Source organism: Epibacterium sp. MM17-32, assembly GCF_022348205.1.
In the GTDB taxonomy this organism is placed as follows: Bacteria; Pseudomonadota; Alphaproteobacteria; order Rhodobacterales; family Rhodobacteraceae; genus Epibacterium.
This window is the reverse complement of record NZ_JAKRFC010000005.1, coordinates 257,223-276,657: the sequence shown is the minus strand read 5'-3', so window position 1 is coordinate 276,657 and position 19,435 is coordinate 257,223. Positions and strand designations below refer to the sequence as shown.

Here is a 19,435-nt window from a genome sequence, read left to right as displayed (position 1 = left end):
CATATCTCCTGGGCGTCAGGAAGCCGATCAGGCTTCCGCTTCCCCTTCGGCTTCTTCTTCGGGATCTTCGGCATCGGCTTCAAGTTCTGCCGGGTCCACCCAGCCGAGCATGATGCGTGCCGTCATCACCAGATTTTGCGCCTCTTCAAGGCTCACGTCGAAGGGTTCGAGGAGACCTTCATCCTTCACACGTTCGCCGTTGACCGTGGTCCAGCCGCCGGCCAGTTCCCAGTCAGCGCAGGTGGCGAAGTCGTCGAGAGTCTTAACGTCATCCTTCGCCAGTGCTTCCACCATCTGGGGTGTCAGGCCCTCAAAGTCAATAAGGCTGTCCTCGGCCCCCAGGCTGCGTGCATTGTCGAGCGCCGCCTTGGCCTGCGCTTCGAGGTAGTCACGGGCCCGCGCCTGAAGCTCTTCGGCGGTGCCTTCGTCGACGCCATCGATGACCAGCAGTTCGTCAAGCTCCACATAGGCAACCTCTTCGAGGTTGGTGAAGCCTTCGGAGACCAGCAGCTGGGCAAAGAACTCGTCCAGGTCGAGGGTCTCCATGAACAGCGCGGTGCGCGCCTCGAATTCTTTTTGACGGCGTGCGGATTCCTCCTCTTCCGTCATGATGTCGATGTCGAGGTTGGTCAGCTGAGACGCCAGACGCACGTTCTGACCACGGCGGCCAATGGCGAGCGACAGTTGCTCGTCCGGCACCACCACTTCGATCTTGCCCGCTTCCTCGTCCAGAACCACCTTGGACACTTCTGCGGGTTGCAGCGCGTTCACCAGGAAGGTTGGCTGATCTTCGTTCCACGGGATGATGTCGATCTTCTCACCCTGAAGTTCGTTCACAACCGCCTGCACACGGGAACCACGCATACCGACGCAGGCGCCAACCGGATCGATCGAGCCGTCATAGGACACAACGGCGATCTTTGCGCGCGAACCGGGGTCACGGGCCACGGCCTTGATCTCGATGATGCCGTCATAGATTTCCGGCACTTCCATCTTAAAGAGCTCGGCCATGAATTCCGGCGCGGTGCGGCTAAGGAAGATCTGCGGGCCGCGCGGTTCGCGACGCACATCCTTGATGAAGCAGCGGATACGGTCGTTGGGGCGATAGCTCTCGCGGCCGATTTTCTCGTTGCGACGCAGGATGCCTTCGCCGGAACCGATATCGACGATAACGTTGCCGTATTCCTCGCGCTTGACGACACCGTTGATGATGGTGCCGTTGCGGTCCTTGAACTCTTCGTACTGGCGATCCCGCTCCGCTTCGCGCACCTTCTGCAGGATGACCTGCTTGGCCGATTGCGCCGCGATCCGGCCCATCTCGACCGGGGGAACCTCATCGATGATGGTGTCGCCCACGCTGGGGTTTTCCATGTACTGCTTGGCTTGCGCCACGGTCAGTTCGGACTGGTAGTTTTCCAGCTCCTCGTCCTCGACCACGGTGCGCACGCGGGTGAAGGTCGCCTTGCCGGTCTTGCGGTCGATCGAGACCCGAATGTCCATCTCGCTGCCGTAGCGGCTCTTGGCGGCACGGGCGAGGGATTCTTCCATCGCTTCGACCACCAGGCCGGGGTCGATCATCTTTTCACGCGCCACGGCCTCGGCGGTTTGCAACAGCTCCAGCTGGTTTGCAGAGGTGATAGCCATTACTTGTTCTCCTCTTCGGACCCTGTGGTCCCTTCTGCGGACCCTTCGGTCTCGATGTCGTCAAAGGCGTCTTCGTTCAGAACACCAGCGGCCTTGCGCTGGCGCAGCATTTCCTTGATCAGGTCGTCGGTCAGAACCAGCTTTGCATCGCTCAGCCAGTCGAATTTTAAACCGATGGTCACGGTCTCACCGTGTTCCTCGATATTGATCAGAACCTCATCGTCTTCGACGCCGGCCAACTCTCCTTTGAAGCGGCGGCGACCGTCGATCAGATCGGCGGTTTCCAGCTTCGCCTCATAGCCTTCGAACGTGTCGAAGTCCTTCAGGCGGGTCAGCGGGCGGTCGATGCCGGGGCTCGAGACCTCCAGCGTGTAGGCATCGAGAATCGGGTCCTCGACATCAAGCGTGGCGCTCACGGCGTTCGAGATCGCCGCACAGTCATCGACCTCGATGCCGCCATCAGGACGGTCAGCCATGATCTGTAGCGTCGTGGTCTTGCCGGACATCAACCGGATGCGGACCAGCTCATAGCCCAGATCCTCGATCACCGGGGTGATGATCTCGGCCAGGCGGCGGTCGATCGCGGCTTTGGCTATCAGGTCGTTGCTCATCAGACTTCCAAACACAAAAAAACGGGCCTGCGGCCCGTCGAAATCAATCAAAGGTGCCTCAGGCCCAGAGCCCGACGCGCCGCTGTTGAGCGTGGATATACGCCTGCGGTCACCGTTTTGCAAGCCTTTCCTCCGAAGCGGGCGATCAGCCCTGCCCGAGGCGCTGCTTCATGGCGTCGGCCAGGGCGCGGGTACGCGCGGGATCCTGCCCGCCGATCACCAGGTAGCCGACGCCATCTTCGACCCAAGACGTCGCCGCCAACCCCTGCGCCATGCGGTCATTGGGCGCGCTGTCGTCATTGCTGGTGGTCAGGACACACAGGGCAAAAGGTGTCCCATCTTCACCAAGATAGGCCATTTGCATCAGCGGTTTGCCCTTGAACCCCAGAACCTGCGCGCGGCGAAACTCCACGCCCTCGACCGCAGTGGCCGCCGCAAGCTCCACGCCGACCCGGCTTTGGAAATCCTCCAGAACGCCCAGCGCAACCTCTGGTGCCTGGGTGGTCTCTTCCACCGTCTCGGTCATGTAGAGGCTTTGATAGCTGGCCACCACGTCGATCCAGCCCGGCGCAGCTTGCTCTGGTTGCGACAGGTAGCCGCCTGCGAACCCGATTCCCAATGCCAGCACAACCGAGGCCGCAAGCTGCATCGGACGCCAGTTGCGATTGGCGGCGGGGCGCGGCAGGGCTGGCGCGGGCGGAGGGGCAATACGCTCCATCGCAAATGCTGCGCGCAGCGTCTCCATCGGCAGGCTCAACCCTTCCACACGCGCGACCAGGGCGGGGTCGCTCTCCAGCCCGGCCTCGATCCGGGCCGCAAGTGCGGCGTCCGCCTCGCCATCGAGAAAGGCGGTCAGATCCTCATCGGTGAAACTGTTGCTTACCTCGGTCATTCTCCGGCCTCCACCGCAGACAGGGCGCCTGCGATCTTCTTGCGTGCGCTGGCCAGACGGCTCATCACCGTCCCGATCGGAATCCCAAGCGTGTCCGCAGTTTCCTGATAGGTGAAGCCTTCGACATAGGCCAGAAGCACGACGACACGCTGACCTTCCGGCAGCGCTCCTATCTTGGCAAACACTTCAGCGACGAAAATATTCTCTTCCGACGTCGCAGATCCGTCGGCAATCTCGGTGTCTTCCAGCGCCACGATCCCGGTTCCGGTCCGCACCGCCGTCGCCCTGATCTCGTTCAGCCACAGCCGGTGTGCCATGGTGAAAAGCCAACGATCAAGATGCGTACCGGGTTGATAGCTTTCGTGTTTTTCCATGGCGCGCAGGCAGGTGTTCTGGGCCAGATCATCCGCCCGATCCCGCTTGCCTGTCTGCACAAGGCAGTAACGCCAGAGCCGCGGATAAACCGCTGCGATGCCCTCCCGGATCTCTTCAAGCGCCGTTTTTTTCAAAAAACCGAGAATGAATCCCACTCCTGCGGACTGCGCAATCTATCACGTCATAGGTAATTGGCGCTACTCTAACGATATTCCGAGAGCGATCTCAACTCATTGTTTGGCCAGCGCGCTCATGCCATCCACCAGCGTTCGGCAATCCGGTGATCGTCCAGTGGTGCGCGGGAGGACACCCGGTGCGGCAGCATCACATGCGGCGCGGCGGCCAGCGCCATATCGCCCTCCGACGGGTGAAAGCGAAAGCTGCCGCGACCGCGCAGCCCATCCGGCAACGGCAATGTCGCAACGTCGACAAAGCCGTCGCGCAAGGCTTCTGCCCGGACCGCAGAATCCGGAATCACAATCAGCTCGATAGCATCAAACCATCCGGCCTGCTCTCCCTTGAAATGATGCGCGCGGCGCGCGGCGCGAAAATGATGCTGCTCGCGCGCCCGCTCGACCTCGTAAAGCCCGCTGCCGACACTGCTGGCGAGCGGCATCGCAACCGCGCCCTCGGGCACAATCACAAGGCCGGTATCAGCCAGCCGATACGGCAGATGTGGGTTCCCCTCCCGCAAGGACAGAACCACCGCGCCCTCTGGTGACAGGAAGATGTCATCCAGCGCCTCCAGATGCAGATCACCCCGCACCGCATGCGCCTCCAGCGAGGCCACAACATCCGCCCCCGAAAGCAAACGCCCGTCATGAAACGCCACATCGCTGCGAATATCCAGCGACCACAGGCGCGCGGCATCATCGCTGCGCCAGCCTGTCGCCAGCTCACCGCGCAACACGCCATCAGGGGCAACTTCGGTCAGTTGGTTATACACCGCGCCACGCGCAACGCGGGACATCAGATCGTCTTCGCGCGGCACCGCCAGACGCAGCGTCCCGCCCCGCTGGGGATGTTGCGCCAACCCCGCCCCCGTGGCAGCCAGCAGCGCCGCCGCGGCACCGGTGGCAAAGAGCGCACGTCGATCCAGCCGCTTCATGACAGCAGATCCTCGCCCAGCTGATCCATCGTCTTGACCAGCGCGGCACTGATTCCGGGCTCGGAAAGCGCATGACCGGCGTTGCGCACCATGATCAGATCCGAATTCGGCCAGTTCTGGTGGATGCTATACGCCGATTGTGGCGGGCAGATCATGTCATAACGCCCCTGGACGATGACGCCGGGAATATGGGCGATCCGGCCCATATTGGCGAGGATCTGACCATCCATATGGAGAAAACCGGCATTGGAAAAATAGTGGTTCTCCAGACGGGCAAACGCACGTGCGTAATCGCCGGGGCTCTCTCCCGATACGCCGTTCGAATAGACCGAGGCGAGCGCATTCTCCCACGCGGACCACGCACGCCCATACCGGATTTCCTCCTCGCGATCCCCGGAGAACAAGCGCCTGTTGTATGCGGTGATCAGATCGCTCTGCTCATCCTCGGGGATGAGATCCGTAAACTTTGCCCAGGTCTCGGGCCAGAATTTCCCAGCCCCGCCACCATAGAACCAGCTCAGCTCCGCCTGCGTCATCAGGAACACGCCGCGCAGGATCAGATGCGTGACGCGCTCCGGGTGGGTCTGCGCGTAGACCAGCGCCAGCGTCGCGCCCCAGCTGCCGCCGAACAGCATCCAGGCATCGATGCCCAGCAGCTCGCGGATCATCTCCATGTCTGCCACCAGATGCCAGGTGGTATTGTCCTCGCAAGACGCATGCGGACGCGAGCGGCCACAGCCGCGCTGGTCGAACAGGATGACGCGATAAATGCTCGGATCGAAATAACGCCGCATTGCCGGGCTGGTGCCGCCACCGGGGCCGCCATGGCAGACAATCACCGGAATCCCGTCCGGATTGCCACATTGCTCCAGATAGATCCGGTGCCCCTGCCCCACATCCAGCATTCGCTGATCGAAAGGCTTGATCGGCGGGTAGAGAAACTGCACTGCGCGCTTTTGATCCGGGTATTTGTCCATTACTGACCTAGCTAACAACTGAACCCACAAGAAAACACACGGAGACAGGAATGCAAGCGCAACAGTCCACGGTAGACCCCTCCGAAATCGCCAAGTTCGAAGCGATGGCGGCTGAATGGTGGGATCCCAACGGAAAATTCAAGCCCCTGCATATGCTCAACCCTTGCCGACTGGACTATATCACAGACCAGATCGCGGGCGAATTTGATTGCGACCTGACTGCTGAGGCACCGTTCTCAGAGCTGCGCATCCTCGACATCGGCTGCGGGGGCGGCCTGCTGAGTGAGCCAATGGCCCGTCTGGGGGCCACCGTGGTCGGGGCCGATGCCGCCGAAGGCAACCTGCCCGTCGCCCGCATCCATGCCGAACAATCCGGGCTGGAGATCGACTACCGCCACACCACCGCCGAAGCCCTGGCCGAGGCTGGTGAGACCTTTGACGTGGTGCTCAATATGGAAGTGGTGGAACATGTCGCCGATCCGCTCAGCTATCTGACCGCGACGCAAAAGCTTCTGAAGCCGGGTGGCCTGCAGATCTGCTCCACCATCAATCGCAACCCCAAGAGCTACGCCATGGCCATTTTTGGCGCCGAGGTGGTAATGCGCTGGCTGCCGCGCGGAACGCATGAGTGGTCAAAGTTCATAACCCCGGATGAGCTGTTCGACCTGCTGGAACAGGCCGGCCTGAGGCCTGTGGACCGCAAGGGGTTCGTCTTTAATCCGCTGCTTTGGAAATGGTCGATCTCTGATCGTGACCTCAGCGTAAACTACGTCACCGCAAGCATAAAACCGTGATCCTTTTGCGCCGCGGGGTCCACGCAGCGCATCGCCATCCCGTTGCGTCGCCTGATAATCGAGGTGTGCTATACTTTGGTATAGGTGGTCATCCTTCCGCGCGATTGTGCTTTGACCCGCGGATGCATAATCTCGAAAGACATTCGATCGCGACAGGCGTTCACACCGCGCAGGTCACATGGACACTCGAATGACAGTCTTGGGGACGCACTCACACCACTCACGGCCCCTGAATAAAAAAGAGCGCCGGAATTTCCCGGCGCTCTTTTTTTGGGTCCGCTCCCGATCAGGCTCGGCGTCAGTCCTCGGTTTCCAGTTTGCCGCGAAACTCGCGCAGGATCGGCAGCGCCGCGCGCACCCGGTCCCCGCCCAGCTCTGTCACGACTTCGGAAATCATCGGAATGATCGATGCCAGCGCCGAGTCGCGTGCCTTGCGGCCCGCCGGGCTGATCGCGACCATCTTGCGACGCGCATCATCCCAATCGGGGCGCACATGCACATAGCCCGCCACCTCAAGCTTGTTGATGGTGTTGGTCATAGCGCCACGGGTGACGTGAAATGCCTTTGCCAGCTGTGCCGGAGAGCGCTCCAGACCGGCGCGCGCAAGATGATTGAGAACGGAGAAATGCGACAGCTCCATCCCCTTGGGCAAGGCTTTCCCAAGCCGGGCACGGGCCAGTTGGTCCGCCATCAGGATTTCGCTGAACAGCGAAATGGCAAGGGAATGGTTCTCGTCCATCAGGGTCCATCAAACTCCCGGTCATGAGTCAGCGAAGGTACGCGTTTGCGCGCCTTTTTCACCGCTTCAAGATCAAGGTCAACGCAGATCACCCCGACATCGGTGCCCGCATCGGCCAGCACTTCGCCCCAGGGCGCAACCACCAGGGAGTGGCCGTAGGTCTGGCGGCTGGCGCCGCGACTCGCGGAATGGGTCCCGGTCTGCGCCGCGGCCAGCACAAAACAGCCGGTCTCGATCGCCCGCGCCCGCAACAGGCTGTGCCAGTGGGCAGCACCTGTCACATGGCTGAAGGCAGCGGGTGCGGTCAGGATCTCGGCGCCGCCCTTGGCAAGACGGCGATGCAACGCGGGGAAACGAACATCATAGCAGATGGTCATGCCGACTTTGGCAAAGCCTGCATCAGCGACCACCGCCCGCGTTCCGGGCCGATAGCCATCAGATTCGCGATAGGTTTCCTCTGGCGTGACCTCCACATCGAACATGTGGATTTTATCGTAACGCGCACAGATTTCACCCGTGGGCGAGATCAGGAACTGCCGATTGGCGAAACGGCCGTCGACATCCGTTGTTTTCACCCCGATCGACCCGATAGAGAGCCAGATCCCGTGTTGCGCAGCAGTCTCGCGCAACCCCGCCAGCGTCGGATCATCGTCTTCGTGGTGCAAAACCGCGCGCTGATGGGTGCGGCTGGTGGACAGGCAGTTGGTGACCTCGGGTGTCAGGACAAACTCCGCCCCCTCGGCAACGGCGCGGGCGATCATGTCGCGTGCGGTTGCAAGGTTCTCCTCGGGCATATCCGAGGAGCACATCTGAAGGAGGCCAACCCGCACCATCTGCTCAGGCCGCCAGCAGCGGGTCGAGCTTGCCGGCGCGATCCAGCGCATAAAGCTCGTCACAGCCCCCGACGTGGATTTCGCCGATAAAGATCTGCGGTACCGTGCGGCCCCCATCTGCGCGCTGGATCATCTCCGCCTTGCGATCAGGGTCGGCCAGCACATCAATTTCGGAAAAGCTCACACCCTTTTGATTCAGCAGACGCTTTGCCGCGTGGCAAAAACCGCAAAGGGGAGAAGTGTAGATTTCGACCGGTTTCATAGGGGGCTCCGTAGGCATTGCTCATGGGTTTTGCGGCATGTGGGTGTTTTTATCAAGCATTGCCAGAGATTTCACGCCGCCGTGACCCGCGCGAGAACAAGGACGCTGACCTTCGCGGCGCCCGCTGCGACACAGGCCCGCGCGCAGGCAGACAACGTCGATCCGCTGGTCATCACATCATCCACAAGCAACACCCGCTGCCCATCGAGGCGCGACGTCATCCGCGGGTTGGGCCGGATGGCCTCATCCAGAAGCATCATCCGCTCTTCCCGGCTGCGGCCCTCGAGCATCGGAGTCTTGGTGACCCTCACCAGCGCATCCGGGCAGCAGTCACAGCCTTCGCGTGCCGCGAGTGCCTGCGCCAGCAGCGCGGATTGATTGTAGCGTCGGCGCAGAAGGCGCGTCCAGTGCAGCGGCACCGGCACCACCAGGGGTTTGTCCGCCAGAAGGTCCGGCGCCGCGCGCGCCATCCACGATGAGGCGGGCCGCGCCAGATCGGTTCGGTCGCCGTGTTTCAGTGCCAGCACCAATCGACGCCCCTGCCCGCCATAGAGCAGCGCGGCGCGGCCCTGACTCCATTCCCGTGGTGTCCGCAGGCAGGCGTCGCACTGCACAATCTGGTCGTCGGCCTCTCCGGGGAGGGGGGCACCACAGGAATCGCAGACCAACCCGGAAATAAACGAGGTGTCACGCCAGCAGGCGCTGCACAGGCCAAAATCGCTCTCGACCAACCCGCCGCAGTTCAGACAGCGCGCGGGGTAAACCAGTGAAACTGCCGTTTGAATCCGTGCCCGCAACGTCATAGGTACACCTCATGACAAAAGAACCGATGGCTCATCCCCAGATCTTTGACCGAGAGGCGCTGAAACTGCGTCGCGCCCGGCGCAAACCGGAGGCGATGTTCCTGCACGACTTGGCCAGAGACGAGATCGAGGATCGGCTCAGCATGGTTAAGAGAGTCTTTACCAAGCCCGCGATTGTTGCGCCTTTTGCGGAACCCTGGGCGGACCTGCTGCCGGAGGCAAAGATCATCTCGGATGACGAGGTGCTGGATCTGGACCCGCAGGCGCATGATCTTGTGATCCATGTGATGGCGCTCCATTGCGCCAACGACCCGGTCGGGCAGTTGATCCAGTGCCGGCGCGCGCTAAAGGAGGATGGCTTGCTGCTGGTCGTGACGCTGGGCGGTCAGACCCTGCACGAGCTGCGCAGTGCCCTTGCGGAGGCAGAGACCTATGTCAGCGGCGGTCTGTCCCCAAGAGTCACGCCCATGGGTGAAATCCGCGATCTTGGCGGGTTGCTGCAACGGGCGGGGTTTGCCCTGCCGGTCGCAGATCTTGTGCCCTTGACGGTCCAGTACCGCGACCTTGCACATCTGATGCGGGATTTGCGCGATATGGGGGAAACCAACACGCTGACCGAGAGGCTACGCAGCCCCACCCGTCGTGCAGTGTTCACGCTTGCCGATCACATCTATGCCCAGAACTTCGCCACACCGGAGGGCGCGCTGGCGGCAACCTTCGAACTGGTATGCCTCACCGGCTGGTCCCCCGCCGACAGTCAACCGCAGCCCCTGCGTCCCGGCTCCGCCAAGGCGCGGCTTGCGGATGCGCTGAAGGTGCCGGAAACCAAACTGCCCGAGACGTGATGATAACCTGAGCCAATGGTCGCAGTGAGATGATCCAATTGGCCTTTCCCACCGTACCGACGTAACAATCGACGAAACATCTATTTTTCCGAGACACAGGACACTTGCCCATGCTGGATGCGACCTCACCTGCGACCCGCCCTGACCATGCGCCCGCGGATCACCCGCCGGTCAAGGCGGAAAAGGTCGGCATCCTGCTGGCCAATCTCGGCACTCCGGATCATTACAGCTACTGGCCGATGCGCCGTTATCTGAGCGAGTTTCTCTCGGACAAGCGGGTGATCGACTATCCGTCGTGGAAATGGCAGCCGCTGTTGCAGCTGATCATCCTCAGCAAGCGCCCCTTTGCCTCTGGTGAGGCCTACAAGTCGATCTGGAATCACGACAAGGGCGAAAGCCCGTTGATGACGATCACCAAGGACCAGACCAAGGCCATGGCACAGGCGATGGAAGAGATCTACGGCGACCGTGTGTTGGTGGATTTCTGCATGCGCTACGGCAACCCTTCCACCAAGTCGAAGGTCGAAGAGATGATCGCCGCCGGGTGCCGCAAAATCCTGTTTGTGCCGCTTTATCCGCAATACGCTGGCGCCACGTCGGCGACTGCAAACGATCAGTTCTTCCGCGTGCTGATGGATCAGCCCTGGCAGCCAGCGGCGCGCACGATCGAACCCTATTTCGATCACCCCGAATACATCGACGCGCTGGCGAAGTCGGTCGAGGACGCCTATGCCAAGATGGAAAAGACGCCGGACATTCTCGTCTGCTCTTACCATGGCATGCCAAAGCGCTACCTGATGCAGGGCGATCCCTATCACTGCCAATGTCAAAAGACGACGCGGCTGCTGCGCGAGCGTTTGGGCTGGGACGAATCACAGATCACAACCACATTTCAGTCGGTCTTTGGGCCCGAGGAATGGCTGCGCCCCTACACGGTCGAACATGTCGCGGAGCTGGCAAAGCAGGGCAAGAAGAACATCGCGGTGATCGCACCGGCTTTCTCGGCGGACTGCATCGAGACGCTGGAAGAGATCAACGAGGAGATCTGCGAGAGCTTTGAGCACGCGGGCGGTGAAAACTTCACCTATATCCCCTGCCTCAATGACAGCGACGCGCATATCTCCGCCCTGTCGAGCGTCATTCGCAACAACCTCAAGGGCTGGCTCGACTGAGCCCCCTTGTGCAGCACGACATGGGGCCAAGCAGGCAATAAAAAAGGCGGCTGGAGATCCAGCCGCCTTCCTTGTTCTTTAGGGCAACGATTAGTTGCTTGCAGCAGCAGCGGCCACAATGACCAGCAGCAGCAGCGGCAGCAGGATGCCGGAAGAAGAACCGGTTGCTTCTTCAACGATAACCGGTGCTTCAACGATCGGTTCTGCCAGGGAGCCAGCGGATGCAGCGGATGCAGCAGCGACCAGAGCGGCAGCGATAACGAGTTTCTTCATGTTAACCTCCAGAATACGCGCACAGCACACATATGATGTGCGCACTCAAGACTTACCTCGTGGTTTTTTTCTAAGCAGTAAACCCACCGGATTGCAATTGCTTGTTAAATCCCTTTGACCCGCCCCGACGCGGTTGTCGTCAAATTAGCAACACCTGTGTGCCGTTTCGTGCCAACTCAAAAAGCTGGGCGATATGTTCGTTGTAGAGGCCGATGCAGCCATTGGAGGAGCGACGGCCGATCTTGCGCGTGTCGTGGGTGCCGTGGATACGATAGTACTTCCAGCTCAGGTAAAGCGCATGGGTGCCCAGCGGATTGTCCGGTCCCGGCGGGATATAGGCCGGCCATTCCGGATTGCGCTTGCGCATGTTGGGCGTCGGTGCCCAGCCCGGCCCCTCGACCTTGCGGACAACCCGGGTGCGGCCACGCCGCGTCAGGTCATCACTCAGCGGAACCGACGACGGGAACAATTTGTAGACCGATTGGTCCTCGGACCAGTAGTGCAATGCACGGCTGTCGATATCCACCAGGATGGCGCCCCGCTTCAGGTTATCGAAATAGGGCCGCCAGTCCTTGGCGCGGAAGGCCGAAATATTGCGAACAACATTGGGCTCGGGCTCCGGCGGTGGCCGCAGCGGATCATAGGAGGGGTCTTCTGCCTCGCTCAGGTCCTGCGCCAGCGCGGGTGCGGCCAGAAGAGATGTCGTGCCTGCAAGGAATTGCCGACGGGTCGGGGTCAAGAATGGTTTGCGTGTCATGACATGCTTCTCTGCAATGAATCTGCGGGATTTCGCTACAGTTTATGGCCGGAATGCCTCAGTCGCAATTCAATCCCCCCATATCTCGCCAATGTGACCGGGCCGGGTTTGCCTATAAGTCACAGGAGCGTTAAGGGACGCTGTGATCCAACACTTAGGGTTTAGAATGACACGCGTATTCCTGATTCTGGCTACACTGACGAGTTTTGTCCTGGCGGCCTGTACCACCGGCAATGATGGGTCCGCGACCGGGTCGGGCGTCTATAGAATTCGCAACGAAGAACGCGTTCAGTTCCGCATGCTCGATTCCGTCAACGCATTGCGCGAAGCCGCCGGCAGCCCCGCCGTGCAGCTGAACGCGCAGTTGAATGCCGCAGCCGCCACCCATTCCCGCGATATGTCGGTGCAAAACCGCCCCTGGCACTTCGGGTCGGATGGCTCCTCCCCATTGGATCGGGTCGCGCGTGTCGGATACAGCGGCGCCCTGCTGGGCGAAGCGATTTCGGAAACCTACGAAAACGAACAGCAGACGCTGGCGGCCTGGATGCAGGACAGCGGCACCCGCTCCGTTATCATGGACCCCAAAGCGACCAACATGGGGTTTTCCTGGTTCCAGGAACCCAATGGCAAGATCTGGTGGACCCTGGTGATGGCCAACTGACGCTGATCCCGACGACCTCTGATACAAAAAAGGCCGCTCGTGACATGAGCGGCCTTTTTTTGATGTCTCGTCTTACATGCGCCGGACCGTGCTAGGCTCTGAGCGTGATCAGCGTGCCGTTGTTGACCATTGCCCAGATTTCCTCGATCTCATCGTTGCGCACAGCGATGCAGCCAGCGGTCCAATCCTGAACCCTTGAGGCGCGGCGCCGGTCCGACCTGTCGTTGGGTTCACCGTGAATGAAGATGTCGCCGCCTGGGCTTGCGCCGATCGCGCGCGCATAGGCCCGATCTGCGGTGTTGGGATAGGAGATCCCGAGGGACAGGTGGAACTGGCTGCGCGGGTTGCGCCGGTCAATCAGATAGCTGCCTTCCGGTGTGCGTCCATCGCCTTCGATCTGCTTGTGCCCGATGGGGGCAAACCCCAAACCGACGCGATATTCACGCAAGACATTGCTGTCATTCAGCAGGTAGAGTTTTCGCGCGCCCTTGTTGACCACGACGGACGTCACGGGTGGTCCGTTGTAGCGCGAAATATGGGGGCCGCTGGAACACCCCGCTGTCCCGAGAGCAGCCAGGACGCCTGCTCCAAATGTTCGCCTGTGCATTGTTGTGCTCTGTCCGCTCTTCTAGGCTTTGTGCTCTTTGATTAGCACTACATCAAACTTGGTTAACAAATCCTAATCACTTTCGCGTCGAACTGTCCTGGAGCTGCGAAATGCGATTTTCGATCGCCTCCAGCCGGGAAATCACCTGGTCCCGATAGGCATCGGTGCGCTCGCCCTCTTCCTCCGAATGGGCATCCTGCATCGAATTCACGATCAGGCCGACCAGCAGGTTCACCACCGCAAAGGTCGTCACCATGATGAATGGCACAAAGAAGGCCCAGGCATGGGGGTAGACCTCCATCACCGGGCGCACGATGCCCATCGACCAGCTTTCCAATGTCATGATCTGGAACAACGAATAGGCCGACAGCCCAAGGGTGCCAAACCATTCCGGAAAGCTGTTTCCAAACAGTTTTGTCGCCATCACCGACCCGATGTAGAAGATGATCGCCATCAACAGAAAGACCGAGCCCATGCCGGGCAGCGCGGTGATGAACCCCTCGACCACCCGCCGCAGCCGTGGTGCCACGGAAATGACCCGCAACACCCGCAAAATCCGCAAGGCCCGCAGCACGGAGAACCCCTGTGCCCCGGGGACCAGGGCGATGCCCACGATCAGAAAATCAAAGATGTTCCAGCCACTGAGAAAGAACCGCAAGCGCCGCACAATGAGCTTTGCCGCGATTTCCAGCACAAAGATCAACAGGCACAGCTTGTCCACGAGGTGAACGATACCGCCCGCATGCGCCATGATGACATCTGAGGTTTCCATGCCCAGTGTCACCGCATTCACCAGAATCACAGCGGTGATAAACCGGCTAAAGCTGTCGCTCTCCAGCACGGCGGTCAGGCGGTCGATCATCGGGCTCTCCTCGGGGCAGGTTTCACGATAGGCTCAGACTTGCTGCAAGCTCCGTATGCGATGACCAGCGGAACTGGTCAACGACCTGTACCCAATTCAGCGTATAGCCCGCGTTAACAAGCCGTTCCGCATCCCGGGCAAAGGTGACCGGATTGCACGACACATAGGCGATGGTCGGAATGCGGGCCTGCGCCAGCTCGATCACCTGCGCCTCTGCGCCAGCGCGCGGAGGATCGATCACGACTGCGTCGAACTCTGCGCCAAACGGTTTCAGGTCTTCGGGCAACATCGGGTTGCGGAACAGATCGCGGGTTTCGGTGGTGACTTTCTTCAGCCCCTTCGCCTTGCGCCAGCCCAGCTCCAGCGCGCTCAGCATATCGCCCTCGCCCTCGACGGCATGCACCTCCGCCGCCCGGGCCAAGGGCAGGGAAAAGGTTCCGCAGCCGGCAAAGAGATCGACCAGCCGGCGGGCATCTCCGACGATGTCCTGCACGGCCTCGACAAGCGCGGCCTCTCCCTCCGGTGTCGCCTGCAAGAAGGCACCGGGCGGCGGGCAGACACGGGCGGGTCCAAAGCTTTGTACCGGCGGCTGCTCCATGCCGACAGGTTCGTCATCCCAGGTCAGCCGGGCCAGCCGATAGCGCTCAATCGCCTGCGCCAGCTCTATCCGCAATGTGCCATCCAAGGGCTTGCCATTGCGCACCAGAACATCGAGACCGGCATCGGAGCTGGTCAAGGTCACAGACAGCGGCGCCTTGCGGCTTGCCCCGATCATAGCGAGCTCCTCGGCCATGGGCAGCGCGGACAACAATTCCGGCGCCAACAGCTGGCACTCCGGGATTTCAGTGATGATGTCGGACGCGCGGCCATGGAACCCCGCCATCGCCCCTTTCTTTGTGCGCTTGACCGACAGCACCGCGCGGCGGCGGGACCGGGGGGGCGACGTCTTGATCGGACGAAAATGCGTCTCTAACCCGCGTGTTTTCAGGGCCTGACGGACAACATCCGTCTTCCAGTCGGCGACAAACCCGTCGCTTGCATGTTGCAGCTGGCAGCCGCCACAGGATTTGTAGTGGCGACAGGGCGCCTGCACGCGATGCTCCGAGGGGGTTTCGATCCGGATATCCGAGAGCACTTGCCCCTCCACCCGGCCGGACACGATTTCTCCCGGCAGGATGCGTGGCGCGTAAAGGGGACCCGGGGCGATTCCATCTCCCTGGTGTCCCAAACGTGTGATCGTGGCTCTGGTTCTGGCTGCGTCTGTCATGCCCCTGCCTTAGCGCGGAGTGCGCTTGGGCAAAAGACTGAAACGCACCTCGGGGGCCTATTGGGCCGCCGCCGCCGACTCCTCCTCGGTGCGAATGAACCCGCCGGATTGCCGGCTCCAGAACTGCGCATAAAGCCCGTCTTGCGCCAGCAGGCTTTCATGGCTTCCCTGTTCGACAATGCGTCCTGCATCGACGACGATGATCCGGTCCATCTCCGCCAGGGTCGACAAGCGGTGCGCGATCGCCAGCACGGTCTTGCCTTCCATGACCCGGCTCAGAGCCGACTGGATCGCGGCCTCAACCTCGGAGTCGAGCGCCGATGTCGCCTCGTCCAACACCAGGATCGGCGCATCCTTGAGAATGGCACGGGCCAGCGCGATGCGTTGCCGCTGCCCCCCCGACAGCTTGACCCCGCGTTCGCCAAGAAAGGCCTCGTAGCCTTCCCGACCCTGACCGTCCTGCAACTCCGTAATGAAGTCATGTGCTTCCGCGGCCTTGGCGGCGGCGATCACCTCCTGTTTGCTGGCGTCGGGCCGACCATAGAGGATGTTCTCCATCGCCGAGCGATTGAACATCGCCGTTTCCTGGGTGACCATCCCGATCTGGCTGCGCAACGAGTTCTGACTGACCGAGGAAATATCCACGTCGTCGATCAGGATACGGCCCTGTTCCGGCTCATAAAGGCGCAGGAGCAACGAAACCAGAGTGGATTTTCCCGCCCCCGATGCGCCCACAATGCCGAGCTTTTCGCCCGGCTTGATGGTCAGGGACAAATCGGCAATCCCGCCGATGTCGCGCCCATAGGTGAACCGCAGATCATCGAAGGTGATCGCGCCATCGCGCACCGTCAGGTCCTTGGCGTCGGTGGCATCTTCGATCCGGTCCGGCCGCGCCAGCGTCTTCATCCCGTTTTCGATCTCGCCAATGTTGGAGTAGATCCCCATCAGGGTGAAGCTGACCCATCCGGTCATTTGCGCAATCCGGATCGAAACCGCGCCGGCGGCAACGATGTCGCCCTCGCTGGCCCCGCCCCCCTGCCACAACCAGAGCGTCGCCCCGATCAGCAACACTGGCAACACGCCGGCCAGCGTCATCAGGCAGAACCTGAAGGACGCGGAAAGATATCCGAACTCCAGCGCCTTGTCGCGAAAGGTCACCATCGCGTCCTGAGCGCCGCGCTCCTCGTGGTCGGCATGCGCAAACAGCTGAACGGTCTTGATGTTGGTGATCGTATCCACAACCTGTCCGGTCACATTCGCCCGGGCGCCCGCGCGACCGGCGGAGCGTTGGCGAATCCGCGGCAGGAACCAGCGGATCATCGCAAAATAGGCCGCCAGCCAGATCAGAAACAGCAGCGTGATGCGCAGATCGACGGCCCCCAGCAAAATCAGTGCCCCCGCAAGCGACGCCAGCGCAAAGGCAACTACGTTGATGATCTCGACGACCACCGTGGTGACCGCGGTTGCCGTCTGCATCTGCTTTTGGGCGATGCGGCCTGCGAAGTCATCATCGAAGAACCGCACCGATTGCCCCAGCGTCCAGCGATTGAGGCGGGACAAAACCAGCGGGCTGACATTGGGTTGCACGATGATCCCGTTCGACGCCGCCGAAAGGCCGAACAGCAACGGGCGGACCAGGATGAAGAAGGCCAGCGCCGCCACGATGACCACCGTATTGGTGGCAAAGAACCCCTCCGGGCCGCTGGCAATGGCGGTATCGATCACCAGACCGAGGATATACGCCGTCCCTGCCTCCATTCCGCCCGCCAACGCCGAGCAGACCGCGGCAACCAGCAGCATCGGCCAGGCCCCCGACAGGCACCAGCGCATAAACGCGCGCAACGTCTGCGGCGGCGGACCATCAGCCGGTTGAAAGGCGTCGATCAGATTTCCAAGCTTCATTCTGCTGCCTCTATGTTCAGGAATCCTCCGGACTGGCGCGCCCAGAATTGTGCATATAGGCCATTCGCCGCCAAAAGCGCCTCGTGCGTGCCCGCTTCGACAATTTTTCCCTGATCGAGCACCAGGATCCGATCCATCTGCGCAATGGTGGACAGGCGGTGCGCAATGGCGATCACCGTTTTTCCCTCCATCATGCCGTAGAGCGTTTCCTGGATCGCGGCCTCGACCTCGGAGTCCAGCGCCGAGGTGGCTTCATCCAACAACAGGATCGGGGCATTCTTCAGGATCACCCGTGCCAGCGTCACCCGCTGCCGCTGACCGCCAGAGAGCTTCACTCCGCGCTCACCGACATGGGCATCATAGCCGGTACGGCCCTGCGGGTCTTCGAGATCGAGAATGAAATCATGGGCATGAGCCTTGCGCGCAGCGGCGATCATCTCCTGTTCGCTGGCGTCCGGCCGACCATAGAGCAGGTTATCCCGCACCGATCTGTGCAGCAACGAGCTGTCCTGCTGCACCATACCGATGTTCTGGCGCAGACTGTCCTGCGTCACGGTGGAGATGTCCTGACCATCGATCAGGATACGCCCGCTTTCGATATCGTAGAACCGCAGCAGCAGCTTGACCAATGTCGATTTCCCGGCACCCGAACGTCCAACCAGGCCGACCTTTTCGCCCGGCTTGATCGTCAGATCCAGCTGGTCAAGCCCTCCGGCACCACGTCCATAGTGATGCGATAGCCCATCAAAGGTGATCTCGCCCTTTGTCAGCTGCAGGGGGGTGGCCCCTTTGGCATCGACCAGCTCGATCGGCTGCGCGATCGTTTCCATCCCTTCGGACACCACACCGAGCTGCCGAAAGAAACTGGTCAGCGCCCACATGATCCAGCCGGTCATGGAATTCAGCCGCAGGGTCAGCGCCGTTGCAGCAGCAACAACCCCGACAGAGGCCAGCCCCTGCATCCAGAGGGCAATCCCCCAGCCCACAACGCCGACGATCAACAGACCGTTCAGCATCACCAGGGCTCCGTCCATGATCGTGAAGATCCGCATTTCGGCCTGAAAGGTGGTGCGGGTTTTCTCGATGGCGTCGCGGGCATAGTCCAGTTCGCGATCATGATGGGCAAACATCTTGACCGAGTGGATATTGGAATAGCTGTCCACGACGCGCCCGGTCACAGTCGAGCGGGCATCAGAGGCCGCCTGGCTTGCGGGGCCAACCCGCTTTACCGTCCAGCGGATCAGCGCCCCGTAAAGGACAAACCAGATCACCAGCGGCAGCAGCAACCTGGGATCTGCGCCCCACAGCAACAGCGCCGCCCCCACGAGATACGCAAGGGCAAAGGTAATGGCGTCAAAAACCTGAAACACCACTTCTCCGGCCGCCGGTGGAGTCTGCATGATCCGGTTGGCAATACGCCCGGCAAAGTCATTCTCGAACCAGCCGACGGATTGGCGCAGCACGTGCTTGTGCGCCCGCCAGCGGATCAGGGTGCCAAAGTTGGGCAGGATGGTGTTGTTGAGGAGCAGCACATCAACCAGCTGAAGCGCCGGACGCACCAGCAGAATGAACAGCGCCACCAGGATCAGTTCGGTGCCGTGACGGGCCCAAACATCTTCGGGAGACCCGGCAAGAAGATCGACCACCCGCCCCATGTATGAAATCAGACCGATTTCGATGGCAGCAACAACGATCGACATCAGACCAGCCGCCCAGAACACGGATTTGAACGGCCGCGCGTAGTCCCGCATGAACGGCCAGAGCCGGGTCGGCGGAGTGTCCGTTTCCGGATAGTCGCAATAGGGGTTTATGAGGTTTTCAAAGAATCGAAACATGGTGTTGCCCCATCAATTTGAGCAAAGAATAAGAGAAAATGCGATGCGCATGGCAAAAGGCGGTGACCGAGGCCCCCGACCTACCCTACGGGCGGGACTCGGATGTCAATCGTCGTTCCAGATCCCGTAATACATCAGCATTCCTCCGGCCAGTTCCGTTTCACGCTTTCTGGGTAGCGCGAGAGAACGGCTTTGTCACGCCCCCGGGGTCATGAA

21 protein-coding genes are annotated in these 19,435 nt (G+C 61.1%); 4 read left to right on the top strand and 17 right to left on the bottom strand.

Going from position 1 to position 19,435, the window contains the following annotated elements:
* Window positions 1-27: 27 nt before the first annotated feature.
* The 6 genes from nusA to pip all read right to left on the bottom strand — a co-directional run bounded on the left by nusA (window position 28) and on the right by pip (window position 5,607).
* Window positions 28-1,644 carry a transcription termination factor NusA gene (gene nusA, locus MHM88_RS11005; RefSeq protein ID WP_239364449.1) on the bottom strand — a complete coding sequence of 539 codons (1,617 nt, stop codon included), beginning with the start codon at window positions 1,642-1,644 and terminating at the stop codon, window positions 28-30.
* Window positions 1,644-2,255: a ribosome maturation factor RimP gene (rimP, locus tag MHM88_RS11000; protein WP_239364446.1), complete on the bottom strand. Its 612-nt coding sequence runs from the start codon at window positions 2,253-2,255 to the stop codon at window positions 1,644-1,646. Before rimP ends, nusA begins: the two co-directional genes overlap by 1 nt.
* Before the next feature lie 145 nt (window positions 2,256-2,400).
* Entirely contained in the window at window positions 2,401-3,147 is a 747-nt protein-coding gene (locus tag MHM88_RS10995; protein ID WP_239364443.1) for an anti-sigma factor, read from the bottom strand.
* Window positions 3,144-3,677 (bottom strand): RNA polymerase sigma factor, encoded by a 534-nt coding sequence (locus tag MHM88_RS10990; protein WP_239322319.1) that lies wholly within the window; start codon window positions 3,675-3,677, stop codon window positions 3,144-3,146. Before MHM88_RS10990 ends, MHM88_RS10995 begins: the two co-directional genes overlap by 4 nt.
* Window positions 3,678-3,772: 95 nt before the next feature.
* A complete protein-coding gene (locus MHM88_RS10985; RefSeq protein ID WP_239364434.1) occupies window positions 3,773-4,630 on the bottom strand; it encodes an ABC transporter substrate-binding protein in 858 nt (285 codons plus the stop codon).
* Window positions 4,627-5,607: a prolyl aminopeptidase gene (pip, locus tag MHM88_RS10980; RefSeq protein WP_239364432.1), complete on the bottom strand. Its 981-nt coding sequence runs from the start codon at window positions 5,605-5,607 to the stop codon at window positions 4,627-4,629. Before pip ends, MHM88_RS10985 begins: the two co-directional genes overlap by 4 nt.
* Window positions 5,608-5,657: 50 nt before the next feature.
* Here pip and ubiG point away from each other — a divergent pair, with 50 nt between their 5' ends.
* Complete coding sequence (ubiG, locus tag MHM88_RS10975; RefSeq protein WP_239364430.1) at window positions 5,658-6,401, top strand: bifunctional 2-polyprenyl-6-hydroxyphenol methylase/3-demethylubiquinol 3-O-methyltransferase UbiG; 744 nt, start codon at window positions 5,658-5,660, stop codon at window positions 6,399-6,401.
* Between the two features lie 298 nt (window positions 6,402-6,699).
* Here the strand turns inward: ubiG and MHM88_RS10970 are convergent, their stop codons facing one another.
* From MHM88_RS10970 to MHM88_RS10955, 4 genes are all read right to left on the bottom strand, one after another.
* Window positions 6,700-7,140: a MarR family winged helix-turn-helix transcriptional regulator gene (locus tag MHM88_RS10970; RefSeq protein ID WP_239322315.1), complete on the bottom strand. Its 441-nt coding sequence runs from the start codon at window positions 7,138-7,140 to the stop codon at window positions 6,700-6,702.
* Window positions 7,140-7,973: a carbon-nitrogen hydrolase family protein gene (locus tag MHM88_RS10965; protein WP_239364537.1), complete on the bottom strand. Its 834-nt coding sequence runs from the start codon at window positions 7,971-7,973 to the stop codon at window positions 7,140-7,142. Before MHM88_RS10965 ends, MHM88_RS10970 begins: the two co-directional genes overlap by 1 nt.
* Window positions 7,974-7,977: 4 nt before the next feature.
* A complete protein-coding gene (gene grxC, locus MHM88_RS10960) occupies window positions 7,978-8,235 on the bottom strand; it encodes a glutaredoxin 3 (RefSeq protein WP_239322313.1) in 258 nt (85 codons plus the stop codon).
* Between the two features lie 71 nt (window positions 8,236-8,306).
* Window positions 8,307-9,038: a double zinc ribbon domain-containing protein gene (locus MHM88_RS10955; protein WP_239364420.1), complete on the bottom strand. Its 732-nt coding sequence runs from the start codon at window positions 9,036-9,038 to the stop codon at window positions 8,307-8,309.
* A gap of 11 nt (window positions 9,039-9,049) precedes the next feature.
* On the opposite strand from MHM88_RS10955, the gene MHM88_RS10950 reads away from it, so the two are divergent.
* Together MHM88_RS10950 and hemH are read left to right on the top strand one after the other, a co-directional pair.
* On the top strand, window positions 9,050-9,883 hold the full coding sequence (locus tag MHM88_RS10950; RefSeq protein ID WP_239364417.1) for a class I SAM-dependent methyltransferase: 834 nt from the start codon (window positions 9,050-9,052) through the stop codon (window positions 9,881-9,883).
* Between the two features lie 110 nt (window positions 9,884-9,993).
* On the top strand, window positions 9,994-11,055 hold the full coding sequence (hemH, locus tag MHM88_RS10945) for a ferrochelatase (RefSeq protein ID WP_239364415.1): 1,062 nt from the start codon (window positions 9,994-9,996) through the stop codon (window positions 11,053-11,055).
* Window positions 11,056-11,145: 90 nt separating this feature from the next.
* Here the strand turns inward: hemH and MHM88_RS10940 are convergent, their stop codons facing one another.
* Window positions 11,146-11,328, bottom strand: coding sequence for a hypothetical protein (locus MHM88_RS10940; RefSeq protein WP_239322309.1), 183 nt, complete (start codon window positions 11,326-11,328; stop codon window positions 11,146-11,148).
* A gap of 139 nt (window positions 11,329-11,467) precedes the next feature.
* Window positions 11,468-12,085: a L,D-transpeptidase gene (locus MHM88_RS10935; RefSeq protein WP_239322308.1), complete on the bottom strand. Its 618-nt coding sequence runs from the start codon at window positions 12,083-12,085 to the stop codon at window positions 11,468-11,470.
* Between the two features lie 166 nt (window positions 12,086-12,251).
* On the opposite strand from MHM88_RS10935, the gene MHM88_RS10930 reads away from it, so the two are divergent.
* Complete coding sequence (locus MHM88_RS10930; RefSeq protein WP_239322307.1) at window positions 12,252-12,746, top strand: CAP domain-containing protein; 495 nt, start codon at window positions 12,252-12,254, stop codon at window positions 12,744-12,746.
* Between the two features lie 91 nt (window positions 12,747-12,837).
* Here MHM88_RS10930 and MHM88_RS10925 read toward each other — a convergent pair whose 3' ends face one another.
* From MHM88_RS10925 to MHM88_RS10905, 5 genes are all read right to left on the bottom strand, one after another.
* Entirely contained in the window at window positions 12,838-13,353 is a 516-nt protein-coding gene (locus tag MHM88_RS10925; RefSeq protein WP_239364412.1) for a murein L,D-transpeptidase family protein, read from the bottom strand.
* A 76-nt stretch (window positions 13,354-13,429) separates the two neighbouring features.
* On the bottom strand, window positions 13,430-14,215 hold the full coding sequence (locus MHM88_RS10920; RefSeq protein ID WP_239364402.1) for an ion transporter: 786 nt from the start codon (window positions 14,213-14,215) through the stop codon (window positions 13,430-13,432).
* Window positions 14,216-14,237: 22 nt separating this feature from the next.
* Window positions 14,238-15,482, bottom strand: a complete 1,245-nt coding sequence (locus MHM88_RS10915; RefSeq protein ID WP_239364400.1) for a class I SAM-dependent RNA methyltransferase — start codon at window positions 15,480-15,482, stop codon at window positions 14,238-14,240.
* 57 nt (window positions 15,483-15,539) lie between these two features.
* Window positions 15,540-17,384, bottom strand: a complete 1,845-nt coding sequence (locus MHM88_RS10910) for an ABC transporter ATP-binding protein (protein WP_239364398.1) — start codon at window positions 17,382-17,384, stop codon at window positions 15,540-15,542.
* The gene (locus MHM88_RS10905; protein WP_239364396.1) at window positions 17,381-19,219 is read right to left on the bottom strand and encodes an ABC transporter ATP-binding protein; all 1,839 of its coding nucleotides are present in this window, start codon (window positions 19,217-19,219) and stop codon (window positions 17,381-17,383) included. Before MHM88_RS10905 ends, MHM88_RS10910 begins: the two co-directional genes overlap by 4 nt.
* Between the last annotated feature and the right edge of the window lie 216 nt (window positions 19,220-19,435).